The organism is Vibrio mediterranei (genome assembly GCF_013364395.1).
Lineage (GTDB): Bacteria > Pseudomonadota > Gammaproteobacteria > Enterobacterales > Vibrionaceae > Vibrio > Vibrio mediterranei.
The window spans coordinates 1,824,340-1,839,029 of the sequence record NZ_JABXGK010000001.1 but is presented as its reverse complement, the minus strand read 5'-3'; the positions used below and the strand labels follow the sequence as shown (position 1 = coordinate 1,839,029).

Below are 14,690 nucleotides of genomic sequence, written 5' to 3'. Positions count from 1 at the left end.
AAAGAGTCAAGACTAAAGCGACACTATGCCGCTTTAATATTGGTAGTAATGTATGGCTGCCACGCATTTTGATAAAGCTCTAGAGATTGCCTTCTTAAGCTGGTGATTTGCGCAGTTTCAATATCGTTCAAGCTACGATCTTGTGAGGCTGCGTTGCGCTCGATGCCTTGAATTATCTCATAAAGATCATGCTCTGGACCGCTTTTCACGTCGGCAATGGCTTTCAAGTGAAGCTGAACTTCTGCAATGATTCCGGTCTTAGGAAGTTGAACCAAAATATTCAAGTCACGGTAGCCAGAAGGCGCAGGACTCTTGAAGCGGTTTTTAACACGAACGACTTTGGCTTCGCGATTGAGAGTTTCATAAGCACCTACAAGACCTTCAACATCATCAGCTACGATTGTGCCACGAGCTAAGTCGGTGATTTGATTTACTTCACCATTAAGTTCAGTACGGATTTTTTCCTGTGCACGGTCATAAGATTTCACGCCTGCGAAATAAGCGTCAGTACCAGTAAGTAGGGCGGTAGTTTTACACAGCGACTCTAATTCGTGCTGAGCTTGGTGGGCTTTGCTATACAAGATATCAAAGTCAGAATGCGGTTGAAGTGCGTTGCTGTTAACAGCATCGATGCCATATAAGCCACTTAGGCTATGTTTGAATACAGATGGACAAACTTCGTTCTGTTCTTGGTTTCCTTTTGAAGTAGTTGAATCGGATTGATTAAGCGTTGCCGCAAATGCAGGTGCGCGGCTGAGTACCAATAGCATTAGTGCTGCGGTACGAAGAAACATGCTCATTCTCTCTCCTAGTTACGTTACGAAAACGGTATGCAAAAAGGACGATAACGTTCAGGAGTTGCACTACCTATAGTATGGGGACTAACTTACCGAACCCAACCTAAAAACACGAAACAGTGTCTGATGTGTGACCTAAGTCTCGCAATAAAGTTACCTTCAGAGGCATGACTTTTTGTCCTCATTCTGTAAACTCTACGTTAATGATTATCCACACCGAATATGAACGATAAATGAACGATTTTGAATTGTGGCATGATAAATGGGCATCGAATAAAATTGGCTTTCATCTGGAAGATGTGAACCCGTTACTTATCAAATACTGGAACCAAGTAAAACCAAACCGCACGGATGGTGTTTTTGTACCGCTTTGTGGTAAATCTGAGGACCTTGTTTGGCTAGCACAGCGCCACGATAGCGTTCAAGGTGTAGAGCTCAGTCAGATCGCTGTACGTGCCTTTTTTGCCGAGCATTTCTATACGCCAATGGTCACTCCAATTAATGGCCAATTTGAGTTGTATCAGTTTGACGAGTTAGATATTTACGTAGGTGACTATTTCACAGCTCCTATACGACCTGTAGAGCTTATTTATGACCGTGCTGCACTCATCGCGATGCCGGAAGAACTAAGAGCTTTATACGTCGAGAACTTGAAGCGCTCTCTAATGCCGGGTGGTCGAATCCTATTGATTACACTTGATTATGTCCAAGCTGAAATGTCCGGGCCTCCGTTTAGTGTTCCGTCGAGTGAAGTAAAGGCATACTTTGGTGAAGAATACCGTTTAACGTTGTTGGAACGGGATGAGGCAGACGATAATCATCGTCGCATAAAACAAGGCTTAACTCGATTTGCTGAAGAGGTTTGGCTTATTGAGCACCTAGATTAATGAGTGCAAGCAGTTTGCAGTTTAGCCTGACCAAGAAAGCCAGACCCTAAGGATCTGGCTTTCTTATATACTGTCTGTGGACTTTCAATGATCTTATGTTGAACGCGACTACTTGGGAGCTTGAATCCAGTTCCAAGCTTGTTCAAAGTCGGCTGAGGCGAATGCTTTTTCTTGAATATCAAACATTCGAGCGATAATAGCATCCGCATTCACCAACCAAGTAATAACCTTTCTGTCAGCAACGATTGCTACTTTTTCGATTCGTTTTAGATTTGTCAGTGTCCAGACAATGTCCTTAAATCCTGCCGCAAGCGACCAATTAGCACTTTCATCAAGTATTGCCATCACACTTATTCTTTCATGTTCTGCCAATAGCTTGTCTACCTCAGCGATAATGTGTTTTTCTTGCACTAAATCGACGTTGTCATCAAATTCAATGACCAGTATATCTGGGCGTGGTGATGGTAGGGTAGTGAACATAAGCATCTCCTTCGAAAGGCTAAACTGACGGACTAGGATTTATTATCAAACCAATGCTGTTCAGAAACCATCTTGTTATCTTTGACGGTTACTTCATATTGTTTCTGTCCATCAGGTGCGTATTTGGTCACGATGCCATCATTGATGTCTCCTTGATCGTAAGTTGCTTCGTAAGCTTTGTTTCCATTTGGATAGTAGCTAATGGCTAGACCGTCTTTCTTGCCTGAATCATAGTTTTCAACTGATCGTGGTTGGCCATTCTCATACCAAGAAGATAACTTACCTTGCAGTTCACCATCATCATACTTCGCTGAGACAAGTTTTTGACCATTATAGGACCACTCATCGAAAGCGCCATTTAATACGCCTCCTTTATATTCAGCATCGACTTTCAACTGTCCATTCTCATACCACTGTTTCCAATCTCCGTCTGCGAGACCGTCCTTGTAATTGATGGTAGAAGAGACCTGACCATTTGGATAGTAAGTGGTTTCTGCACCTACGGCTTTACCGTTAGCAAATCGGACATGAAGTGCGTTTTGCCCGGAGTTATATTTGCGTGTAAGTTCACCGGTGAAAGGTGTGGTTTCGTTTACTTGGTAAGCGATACCGTTTCTAACTTGAACGTAGTCAACGGAATTTTCAGTATCTTGGGCAGTTGACTCGGTGGCATAAGCACCAACAGATACACAGGTAAGTACACCCGCAACAATTGCAATGGATTTTCTCATAGCGTTACCTCATATGTAGAGCTTTGGTCTGCCTATCCAGAATAGGCTTGAGATAGCGCAATTAAAAAGTGAAAAAGTCGACAAGTATTATTGCAAAAATAAAACGGAACCTTTGGTTAAAACACGTGACTAACGTGCTCAAAACTAATCAAAACAGGCGTTCTGCTAACAAAAAAGCCAGAGCAAACGGCTCTGGCTTAGTCATAACGTGCAGCTATTTATTGCTTAGCAACATTACCCAATTTCAACCAGGTATCAATAACAGTATCTGGGTTCAGGGATACTGAGCTGATGCCTTGTTCCATTAGCCATTCTGCTAAATCGTCATGGTCGGAAGGACCTTGACCACAGATGCCGACATATTTGCCAGCTTGTGTTGCTGCATCGATAGCCATTTTCAACATCGCTTTGACTGCTGGGTTACGTTCGTCAAACAGATGTGCCACGTCTCCAGAATCTCGGTCTAAGCCAAGTGTTAATTGTGTCATATCGTTTGAACCGATGGAGAAGCCGTCAAAATACTTAAGGAATTCGTCAGCTAAAACTGCGTTTGAAGGCAGTTCACACATCATAATGACCTTAAGACCTTGTTCTCCACGGCGCAGTTCAAACTTAGCCAGTAAGTCGATAACTTGGGCAGCTTCGCTTGGTGTTCGCACGAATGGAATCATGATTTCAACGTTCTTTAGGCCCATTTCATTGCGTACACGTTTTAATGCACGAGTTTCTAACTCAAAGCAATCTTCGAATACCGATGAAATGTAGCGAGACGCACCGCGGAAGCCAAGCATAGGGTTTTCTTCGTGTGGTTCAAATGCTTTACCACCGACGAGGTTGCTGTATTCATTCGACTTAAAGTCAGACATACGAACAATCACACGTTTAGGCCAGAAAGCAGCGGCAATCGTAGCAATACCTTCAGTGAGTTTGCTCACATAGAAATCGATCGGGTCATCGTAGCCGCGAATGCGCTGAGTAATTTCAGCTTGTAGCTCTGGAGATTGCTGATCGAAGTTAAGTAGGGCTTTCGGGTGAATCCCTATCATTTTGTTAATGATAAACTCAAGACGCGCTAGACCTACGCCCTCATTAGGGATTTGAGCGAAGTCAAAGGCACGATCTGGGTTACCAACGTTCATCATTACTTTGGTCGGCAGAAGAGGTAATTCGTCAACGGCTGAGCGTCGTACTTCAAACTCAAGCTCTCCCTGATAAACGTAGCCCGTTTCGCCTTCTGAACAAGAAACAGTTACGGTCGCGCCGTCGGCAAGGCTATCTGTTGCGTTACCACAACCAACGATAGCTGGGATACCTAGTTCACGAGCGATGATTGCAGCGTGGCAAGTACGGCCGCCTCGGTTGGTGACAATTGCAGAGGCCTTTTTCATGACAGGTTCCCAGTCAGGGTCGGTCATGTCAGTCACTAGCACGTCTCCTTCTTGAACCAGTGACATCTGGTCAAGTGAATCGACCAATCTAACTGGACCTGTACCGATGCGTTGGCCAATAGCACGGCCTTCGACTAACACGTCTGCTTTGTTGTTCAGTTGGAAACGTTCGATGACATTTTGTTCACTTTGAGAGCATACTGTTTCTGGGCGTGCTTGAACGATGTAGAGCTTGCCATCAATGCCATCTTTTGCCCATTCAATGTCCATTGGACGCTGGTAGTGCTTTTCGATGATCATCGCTTGTTTAGCAAGTTCTTTGATTTCTTCATCAGTTAGCGAGAACTGGTTACGCTCTGCGTCAGACGTGTCAATGATGTCGACCTGTTTACCAATTTCTTGATTGTTGGAGTACACCATTTTAATGAGTTTGGAGCCGAAGGTCTTTTTAACAATCGGCGCTTGTCCTTGTTCAAGAAGCGGTTTGTGGACGTAAAACTCATCTGGGTTAACGGCGCCTTGAACGACCATCTCACCTAGACCCCAAGCCGATGTAATGAAGACGACTTGGTCAAAGCCAGATTCAGTATCTAAGGTGAACATCACGCCGGATGATGCTTGATCAGAACGCACCATACGCTGAATACCAGCCGATAGTGAGATACCGCGGTGGTCAAAACCTTGATGGACACGATACGAAATCGCACGGTCATTAAATAGCGAAGCGTATACGTGTTTAGTGGCTTCAAGAACGGCCTCGATGCCTTTTACATTTAAGAATGTTTCTTGCTGGCCAGCAAATGAGGCATCTGGTAAGTCTTCCGCAGTCGCAGAAGAGCGAACTGCTACAGATAGCTCTGTGTTACCTTCAATGAGTTCTTGGTAATTTTCTCTAATGTCCTGCTCTAGGTCAGCAGGGAATGGGGCTTCTAATACCCATTGACGGATGGTCGCGCCTGTCTTACGCAGTGCGTCAACATCATCAACATCAAGTTCGTCTAGTAGGCCATGAATGCGCTCATCCAATCCTTCGAAATCGAGGAACTGGTTGAAGGCATAAGACGTCGTCGCAAAGCCATTCGGTACTGACACTCCCGCATTAGCAAGATTGGAAACCATCTCGCCTAGTGAAGCATTCTTACCGCCGACCTTATCGACATCGTCCATGGACAGGCCATTGAACCAAAGGGTGTTGTTTTGTTGCATGTCTATCTCCAGAAACATTGCAGCTGTAGGATATAGCAATCGATTACGTATTCAGTAAAAAAATAGTTAACTATTTTTCAAAACTGTGGGGGAACGTTATTGAATGCTAGGGTTTGTTATCGATATTATGTAATGCATCCTACTTAAATTTTTTTGAAAAATTAAATAAAAAATGAAAAATAATGGTCAAAGTCGTGACGTGTTCTACGTTTCTGATGGAACAGCGATTACTTGCGAGACATTGGGGCACGTGGTTTTAGGGCAATTTCCGTTCACTGCGAATGAGAAAACGTTTCCATTTGTCGAAAGCGAACATAAGCTTGATGAACTCATTAGGGAAATTAATCAATCTTATGAACGTAACGGTGTAAAGCCGTTAGTGTTTTTCTCTATTGTTGTACCCGAAATTCGCACAGGTCTTATGCAGTCTTCTGCGTATTGCTACGATGTGTTGGAGAGTATTGTGGCGCAAGTAAAGGACGATTTGCAGCTAGAACCGAAACCTAAGTTGCAACGTTCTCACAGCGTAGGGAAGGATACGGATAAGTACTTCGATCGTATCGCAGCAATTGAGTATACTCTTGCTCACGATGATGGGATTTCACTCAAGAACCTTGATCAAGCTGATATTATTCTACTTGGTGTATCTCGAAGCGGTAAAACGCCAACAAGTCTTTATCTAGCCATGCAATTCGGTTTGCGTGTGGTGAATTATCCTTTTATCGATGATGATATTAAGCGTCTTCGATTGATGCCTGAATTTGAAATTCATCGTCACAAACTGTTCGGTTTAACCATTGATCCCGAACGTTTAACTGAAATACGAGAAAATCGATTAGCAGGCAGTGATTACGCAAGTACTGAGCAGTGTCTTCAAGAGCTGGCGAGTGTGGAGTCTTTATTTAGACGAGAAGCAATTCCGTACATCAATACGTCTTCATTATCCGTTGAAGAAATTTCAACCAGAATCCTCGAAAGAGCTGGGCTAAAACGCCGAGTGTTCTAGAAAACGACCACGAACTCACAGTGAATCTTAACGGGAACCGATATAATGTCGGTTCTTTTTTTATCTTGAGTAACAAGCTTTGTCCTTCAATATCTATCTGTTTGCTTTACTTTGCGGCATTGTCGTTTTCATTATCGCGTTGCTGAGTCTAAAAAGCATAGCTAGCGGTAAACAACGCTTTTTGTTTTCGGCTGTCGCTAGCGTCCTCGTCTGTGGTATTTCTTTGGGTATTTGGTCACAAATGCGCAATACACTCCCTGAGCTCGAACTTGCTGCACCATTTAAAAATGGTGAATCCATGATGCAAGAACTGCAGCAAGCACTAAAACAGAACCCTAATGATGCGAAAGATTGGTTTAGGTTAGGGCAGCTTTATATGCAAAGCTCTGAGTTTGATGCGGCGATTACTTGTTTTGACTACTCAATTCGACTGTCTGAGACCCCTTACGCTGGTCAGTATGCGGCAATAGCGACGGCGAAGTACTTTGATGAGTCGCAAACGATCACCCCTGAAGTGCAGCAGTTTCTTGATAAAGCACTCGAAATGGATGAGCACAACGACACCGCATTGCTACTTGTTGCGTCTGACTATTTTCTACATTCAGAACACAACAAAGCGATTGAAATTTGGACGAAAATCCTTGATTCCAATCGACCAGGGATTGATAGAGCGGCTATTATTGAGAAAATTAATCAAGCGAAACGCATGAGCGGCAACTAAATACTTACTGGTAATAATCTTTAGAGCCTCAACTTTTGTGCGTATAGATAAAGCCACCATACATATATTTGGTGGCCTCTGCGCCTAGAATAACGACCTTACTTCCCACCGTAAGCTTATCGCTATGAACTAGATTCGAAAAACTACACCAAATTGCAGCAGAGCCCAGATTTCCCCAATGTTTAGCATCATTGATGATCTTACTCGGGTCTATATCCAAAGCTTCAGCCAGCATACTATCGATTCGCCCACTTGCTTGGTGGGGGATGATGTAGTCAAAATCGTCCAACTCAAAACCTTGCTCTCTCAGCGCGAGAATACTCGCTTGAAACAAGGATTCGCCACTTTTACGGACATCGGTTGCGCTATGATGAAAGCGCGCCTTTCCCGCTTGAGTGTAAACAGATGCAGAGCCGCCGTCGAGAGATAAACCCGGTGACTTATCTATACCAATTTGACCAGTGAAACAGTGCGATATCGTACCTATTCCTTCGCTTGTCTCAGGTCCAATAATGACCCCTCCAGCACCGTCTCCCATTTGCATGTAATTCACCAATTGAGACTGGTCGAGAAAACCTTTGTCGTAATCGAAATACACTGACCCTGTTTCGCTACCCACGATGGCGATGGGTTTGTTGAGCAAAGCAAGGCGCGGAATGGCGATTTGTAAAGCACTTGCGAAACCTGTACAAGCTTGTCGCAGTTCCATAAACGGACCTTGGTATCGAAGCTTTTCGGCTACCCATGCGATGTTGGGAGGAAGCTGAGTGTCTGGCGTTGTCGTATGGCCAATAAGATAATCAATATCAGAGAGAGTATGTTGAGAGTTTGCGAGCAAATCTTTAATGGTATGAACTGCAAGATCAGAGTTGCTTGGATTTGGCTCGCTAGTATGAGTCTGAATGCTGCGTGAAAAATGACGACCTTCAATGCCTAGAAAAGGCACTATCCTTGCTGCTACTCTGGCAAAGCGTTTTCCGGAAAGTTGCTCAAGTGCTCCGAGTAGTTCCCCATTTGATAAGTATTGTTCGGGAAATTGATGGCTGGCGGCAAGCAGTGAAACGCGCCCGGGTAGAAAAGTTGCAGTCATAAATTATCCCTCTTTAGTCTCGAAAATCATGTCTAGATTTACTCCAAGCACTTCAAACGCGTCACGTTCGGTATTGAGTAGCTCATATAGCTTGTCTGAGATGTTGGTGTTCAGCTCACGCCATCGAGATTTATCGTATCCAAGTTCTATGGCGTGAAGCTTCGATACAGAGACATGCCTGGCCTCATCCTGTTTGATGGCGCGGCAAAGGAGAGTAAAAGGATGATGTGGTCCCAAAGAGCCTTTCTCAATAAACAGCATCAACTTACACACTAGGGCATCCAAACAAGCGATTTGAGCAAAGTGCTCTTCGAATGTTTTTCTTGCTCCCAATGAGGCAAAGAATCGCTGGCTGCGTCTTTTTATTGCAAGTATATCTGCAGGTTCTTCAATTTGATGACGAACCCACTCTAGAGCCTCTTCATGGTATTTCTCATCGGCAACGATACGCTCAAAATCGTTGGCGGCAATTGCTAAGGGACTTTCTTTTTTCCTCACTGATTCGTTGTAAAACACCCATTGAGAAGATTGTTCACCACATACTAGCAATGGCAAAAGGCGTGAAAGTGCCTTGCGTTCCATGTCGGTAAATTCAAGTAGTCGATGTTGGTATTCGTGCAACCAGTAGCGAACTGGACTTTCGCTAGGCACATCTAGTGGCACAGCTGGAAAACAAGGTTTCATGGTCACTAACACATCCTTTTTACGACACACAATATAGTTAGACCGGAAAGTTGAGAATTTCTTTCATCTGTTATTTAAATCTATGATGAAATGGTTCGAAAGTCCTAATTCCCTCATAAACTGTAGTTTAAATTTTGTCGGATTTAGCTCTATGATGAACAGAAGCTTATGTTTTCTTCATCGGAGGTAAAGTATGGCGAACATAGATAATGTGTTGGTTCCTAACGGTTTGGTTGAAGGGCGTGTACTCGCTAAGAAGCAGTGGACAGAAAAGCTCTTCAGCCTTGAAGTGGCAGCATCGATAGAGACTTATGTCGCTGGTCAGTTTACTAAATTGGGTTTACCGAACTCAGACGGCGAATGGGTTCGTCGAGCTTATTCTATGGTGAATCACCCGAAACATCCTTATGGCAAAGATCATCTGGAGTTTCTCATCATTGCCGATGACAACGGTCAACTGTCGCCGAAATTAAACGACCTAGAGGTGGGAGACAAACTGTTTGTCGGTAAACAGCCTTCGGGTTTTATGACTCTAGAAGAAATACCGGATTATGCCAAAGCGCTTTGGATGCTCTCTACCGGTACGGCGATTGGTCCCTTTCTCTCTATTTTAGAAGATGACTCGATTGCCAAACGCTTTGATAGCATCGTTCTTGTCCACGCCGTCCGAACCCAAAGTGAATTAGTATACTCAGACTCTATCGAATGCGCGAAAAACGCGTTGGGCGACAAGTTTCATTTCGTTTCTGTGGTGTCAAGAGAAGCGCATCCCACTAGTCTTAGAGGTCGAATTCCCGAGTTACTACTTAATAGGGAGGTTCAGAAACAGGTGGGCTTAGCGCTGAGTGCGCCAGACAGCTTTGTATATATTTGTGGAAACCCTGCAATGGTCAAAGATACAAGTGAGACACTGCTAGAGCTAGGACTTACTAAACATCTGCGTCGTAAGCCGGGTAATTTTGCGAGTGAAAATTACTGGTAGCCGCTAATAGGTGTAGCCTACACCAAAGTAAGCAGCCTCAAGACCGGTGTTATAACCTACATCAGCGGTGAAACCGGTGACGCCAGTTTTAAACAACAATCCAATATTGCCATTAAAACGGAGTGATGAGTCATAAGTTTTGATTGGAGAACCATTGAACTGCTCTTCGCTTCGGTTGGCAATTCCGGCACCAACATAACCGACAAAATTCTCACTCAAAGATTTTACTAGACCCACATTAAGAGCGAAATCATCATTGTTAGGGCCCGTTCCACCAGCCAAGTTGCTGTAAAAGCCGAAGCTTAAATTACGATCGTGATAAAGACCTACGCCAAAACCACCGTCACTAGTTGTGCCGACAGAAACGCTGTTGTAAGTGCCTGCAAGTAGGGGAGAGCTTACTACGCAGAGAACAAGTGCGAGATGCTTTTTCATAGAGCGCCAATTTAGGTGTCTGATAGTCATAGACTTAATGGTAGCAAAAAGCCCCAACTAAGTGGTTGGGGCTTTAACTAATAATCGAATAGATCACAGAATCATATTAGTGAAATATTAGTACTTCGCTTCTCTTGCTTCTGCTTCTTTGTCCCACTCAGGTACGACGGTTTCTAAGAAGTGCTGTTTCTCAGCGTTCATCTTATCCATATCCATACCTAATGCTGCTTGAGCTTTCTCTTTAGTTGAGATATCAGGGATTTCTACCGGATCAGTGATGCCTTTCTTAGCAAGCAGTCGGATAAGTTTCGCACGTGCATCTGCTGCTTTGTCCACTGATGTACCAAGCACCTCAAGTGCCACTTCTGGAGCGTGCATATGCACACCATGAGAAGCGATGGCATAGTCCCAGCGCCATTGTGCATGACGAATATCCATCAAGATAGGTTTCATCTCTTCTTCTGTCGCACCTGCATCCCATGCAGCACCAGCTTCAAAGTGAGCGGCAACGATTTGCTTTTCAGCGGTAAGCTTCATATTAAGAACTTGAGCTTTGCGCGTTGAAACGATGCCTTGTAATTGCTCTTTCGTTTGAGTGTGACAATTAGCACAAGTATCTTCGAAGCGATCAAATGGGTTACCAACTTTGTGATCAGTAAAGACCGTACCGTCTTCTTTGGTCACTTTAGGCATATGACAGTCAACACAAACTACACCGTTCTTACCGTGGATACCATCACGCCAAGTTTCGTATCCTGGGTGTTGAGCTTTTAACATTGGCGCTTTAGAAACTGCATGTTGCCAATCTTTGAAGTTCAATGCATCGTAGTACTCTTCCATTTCACCAACAGTTGTTCCCATATCCCACGGGAACTTAACCGCTTTCGTTGGGCCAGTGAAGTAGTACTCTACGTGACACTGAGCACAGACAGATGCTTGCTGGTCTAAGCGAGATTGTTCGTCAAACTTCTTGCCAATAGCTTCGAATGCACGTTCTACATACGGCTTTGCGATTGCCAATGCAGGCTCGCCGTTTTTAAACGCGTCACTGCGAGTATCGTGACAGTCAGCGCAGCCTATAGGGTTAGAGATTTCTGCACCTAGTCTTGCCCATTTGCCTTCAAAGTAGCCATCTTCGCCACGTTCATCGATCACACGACCAACATCTGGGCTTTTACAGCTCCAACATGCCATCGGCATAGGGCCTGATTTAGGATCTGTTGGACCGCCTGTTCTCAGTGTTTGTCTTACATCGTCTAACGCATAAAAGTGACCGCGCGCCTTATTATAGTCTTTAGCAAAGCCATAGCCTGCCCATAGGATGACCATATTAGGGTCATGCGCCAACGCATCTTCTATTTCTTCACTTTCACTTGTTTCTTTCCACGTTTTATATTGATCGGGATGATCTTTTTCGTAGGCTTGATTTCGAGGGTCAATCAACCCTTCTTCTGATGCTGCATAAGCTGGCACACTCGCGGCGCCTAATAGAGCTATTGCAGCAACGGAACTTAGAATCCAGTGCTTTTTCACAGTGTTATCTCCATATTCTAATTTTTGAAATGCGTTGTGGGGCTATTTCCCTAAATAAGATTTGGAGACGTCTTATCTTATTAAGACCTGTTAATATTAGCTCATATTCATTAATACTTAATTACATGTCGGGGCGTTTACTGTTTTAGATCAATTTATCTAAGTGATTGAGTTCACATCTATTTTCAACTAACCCTAAAGGGGTAGGTGGCTTTATTTGTGATGATATTAATTATCATTTTTAAATGGAAGTTATGTAAAAATTCACACACAAACATTAGTGATATTGCTCACTAATTACCTCTAAAGTGATAGGCAAATAACACATCGGAAACTATGATCGTCATGTGAAGCGTTGTGGCTCATCCTAAATAAGAATTGATTACATTTCGTTGGTAATGACTTAATTCAAGTAATTACTAGAGGAAAGTTATTAATTATTAATCTGACTTTGTAGGTTTTACCTTCAATATTGGGTTTAAGGAAAGGATACAATGGGCAATGTTAAATTGACCATGGTGATAATGCTTCAGGCCCTCCTAGCATTTACTCTCTATGGTTATTCACTCAATGCCTTAGCTGATGAAGCAGCCCTCGAAAAAGAAGGGGTATCTCAACGGCATAAGGTGGAGTTGATTCGTGACAAGGACTATAAATGCGTTCAGTGTCACAAAGACTCTAAACAGACACTTGCTGGCTCTCACGGAGAGGACGCAATCGAAATCATTGGCAGCGAAGTTAATTGTACTCAATGCCACAGTAATATCGGTCCAGATCACCGTGACGGTGGTTCTACGGTCATTAAATATCATCCTGCGCAGTCTCAGCCGGGTTCCGATAAAACATGGTTAGACCCTGAAGCTATCCTCAAAGCAAACAGCCGATGCACCGAATGTCATCAGCCGCAATATTTGCGCGAAGATAGCTGGACTCATGATGTGCATGCGAAAAACCTAACCTGCACCAATTGCCACTCAGTGCATGCCGAGAAAGCGAAAGTACTTTCTTACGACCACAAAGCAACTATTAAGATGTGTGTCGATTGCCACAAAGACTTCAACGAAAAACGTGAAGAGGAGGGCAAGTAATATGAGTTGTTCAAGACGAAATTTTCTCGCTGGCACAGGCGCTGTCATCTTTACCACGGGGGTGGCAACAACTTCAGTGTTAACTTCTCGACAGTCGGTAGCGAGTGATGACACCAAAAAAGCGGTGCGCTATGGCATGTTGCATGATGAAAATGCCTGTATTGGTTGTACCGCTTGTACAGACGCTTGTCGTGAAGTCAACAAAGTACCGGAAGGTGTTTCCCGCTTGGAAATTCACCGCTCAGAGCCTATTGGTGAGTTTCCAGATGTGGAGTATCGATTTACTCGTGATTCCTGCCAACATTGTGAAAACCCTCCTTGTGTTTATGTGTGCCCAACAGGTGCAGCTTATAAAGATGAAGAAACAGGCATCATCGATGTACACAATGAAAAATGCGTAGGTTGTGGTTATTGCTTAGCAGCATGTCCTTACCAAGTGCGCTTCTTCAATCCGGAAACTCGCTCTGCAGATAAATGTAACTTCTGTCGTGACACCAATTTAGCCGAAGGCAAGTTACCGGCGTGTGTGGAAAGTTGTCCAACTAACGCTTTGGTGTTTGGTGATTTGAATGATCCAAACAGCGATATTAATAAGATGAAGAGTATCAAGGTGATATACCGTGATAAAGAACAATTAGGGACTAAGCCTAAACTGTTCAAAGTTCCGTTCCATAAGGGGGAGGTATAGTATGAGTACTTGGGAAACTGCCTTTCATTTCGACTCTCTTGTGTGGGATTGGATTATTGCGATCTATCTATTTTTGGCTGGTATGTCCGCGGGTTCTGCACTGATAGCGATTTATCTTAAGCGAAAAGTCATAGAAGGCGATCCAGCGCAAAATGGCATCCTGAAGGCTATGGCTTGGTTGGCGCCATTTGGCATTATTGTTGGTCTGTTGATCTTGGTATTCCACTTAACCAAGCCACTCGAGTTTTGGAAAATTATGATTTACTTCAACCCAACGTCAGTGATGTCGATGGGGGTGATCTTATTCCAAGTCTACATGGTTGTCTTGTTTGTGTGGATTGGCATGATTTTCAGAAAGCCAATTATGGATGTGTTGGGAAGCAAGTTCGATTTTGTAGAGAACATTCTGATTAAGTTCGAGAAAATTGAGAATGGTTTGGAGTTGTTTTTAGGTTTCTTAGCTATCGTATTAGCGGCTTATACTGGCTTCTTATTATCGGCACTGAAAACCTATCCAATGCTTAACAACCCCGTGCTTCCGATTTTGTTCTTGTTCTCAAGTCTGTCGTCGGGTGCCGCTGCAAGTCTATTGTTTGGGATTTTGGTGTTTAAAGAAGATGCGCATAGCCCAAGTGTCAAATGGGTACACAGCTTTGAACGTCCTGTCGTTTTGTTCGAACTGTTTGTCATCGTTACCTTCTTTACCGGTCTTATCTTTAGTGGTGGTCAAAACGAAGCGGCCGCTTGGAATGCTATCGGCGGTGGATTCTGGTCTAACTGGTTCTGGTATGGCGTTATCGGTATGGGTATGTTGTTACCTTTGGCAATGAACTTCTTTAGTTCTGAAAAGGCAAAGCATAACCACGGCTTTATCCTAGTCGTCACAAGCCTTAGCTTAATCGGTGTTTTGATGCTACGTACGTTTGTGCTTTATGCAGGCCAAATGACGGTAGTCTAAGTATACTATCCCCGTG

Annotated in this window: 15 protein-coding genes; 7 read left to right on the top strand and 8 right to left on the bottom strand. The window is 43.8% G+C overall.

Going from position 1 to position 14,690, the window contains the following annotated elements; all coding sequences use genetic code 11:
* Positions 1-23 precede the first annotated feature (23 nt).
* Positions 24-800: a RelA/SpoT domain-containing protein gene (locus HOP38_RS08655; RefSeq protein WP_006074249.1), complete on the bottom strand. Its 777-nt coding sequence runs from the start codon at positions 798-800 to the stop codon at positions 24-26.
* Positions 801-1,030: 230 nt separating this feature from the next.
* Between HOP38_RS08655 and HOP38_RS08650 the strand changes: the two genes are divergently transcribed.
* The gene (locus tag HOP38_RS08650) at positions 1,031-1,684 is read left to right on the top strand and encodes a thiopurine S-methyltransferase (protein ID WP_038230379.1); all 654 of its coding nucleotides are present in this window, start codon (positions 1,031-1,033) and stop codon (positions 1,682-1,684) included.
* A 108-nt stretch (positions 1,685-1,792) separates the two neighbouring features.
* Here the strand turns inward: HOP38_RS08650 and HOP38_RS08645 are convergent, their stop codons facing one another.
* From HOP38_RS08645 to ppsA, 3 genes are all read right to left on the bottom strand, one after another.
* On the bottom strand, positions 1,793-2,164 hold the full coding sequence (locus HOP38_RS08645) for a SpoIIAA family protein (RefSeq protein ID WP_198557867.1): 372 nt from the start codon (positions 2,162-2,164) through the stop codon (positions 1,793-1,795).
* A gap of 32 nt (positions 2,165-2,196) precedes the next feature.
* A complete protein-coding gene (locus HOP38_RS08640; RefSeq protein ID WP_006074245.1) occupies positions 2,197-2,895 on the bottom strand; it encodes a toxin-antitoxin system YwqK family antitoxin in 699 nt (232 codons plus the stop codon).
* A 218-nt stretch (positions 2,896-3,113) separates the two neighbouring features.
* Positions 3,114-5,507, bottom strand: coding sequence for a phosphoenolpyruvate synthase (gene ppsA, locus HOP38_RS08635; protein ID WP_198557866.1), 2,394 nt, complete (start codon positions 5,505-5,507; stop codon positions 3,114-3,116).
* A gap of 154 nt (positions 5,508-5,661) precedes the next feature.
* Here ppsA and ppsR point away from each other — a divergent pair, with 154 nt between their 5' ends.
* Both ppsR and HOP38_RS08625 read left to right on the top strand, forming a co-directional pair.
* Entirely contained in the window at positions 5,662-6,495 is an 834-nt protein-coding gene (gene ppsR / locus HOP38_RS08630) for a posphoenolpyruvate synthetase regulatory kinase/phosphorylase PpsR (protein ID WP_088877401.1), read from the top strand.
* A 79-nt stretch (positions 6,496-6,574) separates the two neighbouring features.
* Complete coding sequence (locus tag HOP38_RS08625; RefSeq protein ID WP_198557865.1) at positions 6,575-7,216, top strand: TPR domain-containing protein; 642 nt, start codon at positions 6,575-6,577, stop codon at positions 7,214-7,216.
* A gap of 28 nt (positions 7,217-7,244) precedes the next feature.
* Here HOP38_RS08625 and HOP38_RS08620 read toward each other — a convergent pair whose 3' ends face one another.
* Positions 7,245-8,306: a 3-oxoacyl-ACP synthase III family protein gene (locus HOP38_RS08620; RefSeq protein ID WP_198557864.1), complete on the bottom strand. Its 1,062-nt coding sequence runs from the start codon at positions 8,304-8,306 to the stop codon at positions 7,245-7,247.
* A gap of 3 nt (positions 8,307-8,309) precedes the next feature.
* Positions 8,310-8,996 (bottom strand): hypothetical protein, encoded by a 687-nt coding sequence (locus HOP38_RS08615; RefSeq protein WP_198557863.1) that lies wholly within the window; start codon positions 8,994-8,996, stop codon positions 8,310-8,312.
* 187 nt (positions 8,997-9,183) lie between these two features.
* On the opposite strand from HOP38_RS08615, the gene HOP38_RS08610 reads away from it, so the two are divergent.
* The gene (locus HOP38_RS08610; protein ID WP_198557862.1) at positions 9,184-9,972 is read left to right on the top strand and encodes a ferredoxin--NADP reductase; all 789 of its coding nucleotides are present in this window, start codon (positions 9,184-9,186) and stop codon (positions 9,970-9,972) included.
* 3 nt (positions 9,973-9,975) lie between these two features.
* On the opposite strand, the gene HOP38_RS08605 is transcribed toward HOP38_RS08610, so the two are convergent.
* Together HOP38_RS08605 and nrfA are read right to left on the bottom strand one after the other, a co-directional pair.
* Positions 9,976-10,407 carry a hypothetical protein gene (locus HOP38_RS08605; RefSeq protein WP_006074231.1) on the bottom strand — a complete coding sequence of 144 codons (432 nt, stop codon included), beginning with the start codon at positions 10,405-10,407 and terminating at the stop codon, positions 9,976-9,978.
* A 117-nt stretch (positions 10,408-10,524) separates the two neighbouring features.
* Positions 10,525-11,940 (bottom strand): ammonia-forming nitrite reductase cytochrome c552 subunit, encoded by a 1,416-nt coding sequence (gene nrfA, locus HOP38_RS08600; protein ID WP_006074229.1) that lies wholly within the window; start codon positions 11,938-11,940, stop codon positions 10,525-10,527.
* Between the two features lie 494 nt (positions 11,941-12,434).
* On the opposite strand from nrfA, the gene nrfB reads away from it, so the two are divergent.
* Genes nrfB through nrfD form a run of 3 tightly spaced genes read left to right on the top strand, consistent with a single transcriptional unit; the run spans position 12,435 to position 14,674 of the window.
* Complete coding sequence (nrfB, locus tag HOP38_RS08595) at positions 12,435-13,028, top strand: cytochrome c nitrite reductase pentaheme subunit (protein WP_006074227.1); 594 nt, start codon at positions 12,435-12,437, stop codon at positions 13,026-13,028.
* Between the two features lies 1 nt (position 13,029).
* Positions 13,030-13,716, top strand: a complete 687-nt coding sequence (gene nrfC / locus HOP38_RS08590; RefSeq protein ID WP_006074225.1) for a cytochrome c nitrite reductase Fe-S protein — start codon at positions 13,030-13,032, stop codon at positions 13,714-13,716.
* Position 13,717: 1 nt separating this feature from the next.
* Entirely contained in the window at positions 13,718-14,674 is a 957-nt protein-coding gene (gene nrfD, locus HOP38_RS08585; protein ID WP_006074224.1) for a cytochrome c nitrite reductase subunit NrfD, read from the top strand.
* The last annotated feature ends 16 nt before the right edge of the window (positions 14,675-14,690 follow it).

What these genes read in the sequence shown, in the direction of transcription:
- HOP38_RS08620 (WP_198557864.1), bottom strand. Translation starts at nt 8,306, where the DNA reads ATGACTGCAACTTTTCTACCCGGGCGCGTTTCACTGCTTGCCGCCAGC.
- HOP38_RS08655 (WP_006074249.1), bottom strand. Translation starts at nt 800, where the DNA reads ATGAGCATGTTTCTTCGTACCGCAGCACTAATGCTATTGGTACTCAGC.
- HOP38_RS08605 (WP_006074231.1), bottom strand. Translation starts at nt 10,407, where the DNA reads ATGAAAAAGCATCTCGCACTTGTTCTCTGCGTAGTAAGCTCTCCCCTA.
- nrfB (WP_006074227.1), top strand. Translation starts at nt 12,435, where the DNA reads ATGGGCAATGTTAAATTGACCATGGTGATAATGCTTCAGGCCCTCCTA.
- HOP38_RS08610 (WP_198557862.1), top strand. Translation starts at nt 9,184, where the DNA reads ATGGCGAACATAGATAATGTGTTGGTTCCTAACGGTTTGGTTGAAGGG.
- nrfD (WP_006074224.1), top strand. Translation starts at nt 13,718, where the DNA reads ATGAGTACTTGGGAAACTGCCTTTCATTTCGACTCTCTTGTGTGGGAT.
- nrfC (WP_006074225.1), top strand. Translation starts at nt 13,030, where the DNA reads ATGAGTTGTTCAAGACGAAATTTTCTCGCTGGCACAGGCGCTGTCATC.
- HOP38_RS08640 (WP_006074245.1), bottom strand. Translation starts at nt 2,895, where the DNA reads ATGAGAAAATCCATTGCAATTGTTGCGGGTGTACTTACCTGTGTATCT.
- ppsA (WP_198557866.1), bottom strand. Translation starts at nt 5,507, where the DNA reads ATGTTTCTGGAGATAGACATGCAACAAAACAACACCCTTTGGTTCAAT.
- ppsR (WP_088877401.1), top strand. Translation starts at nt 5,662, where the DNA reads ATGAAAAATAATGGTCAAAGTCGTGACGTGTTCTACGTTTCTGATGGA.
- HOP38_RS08650 (WP_038230379.1), top strand. Translation starts at nt 1,031, where the DNA reads ATGAACGATTTTGAATTGTGGCATGATAAATGGGCATCGAATAAAATT.
- HOP38_RS08645 (WP_198557867.1), bottom strand. Translation starts at nt 2,164, where the DNA reads ATGTTCACTACCCTACCATCACCACGCCCAGATATACTGGTCATTGAA.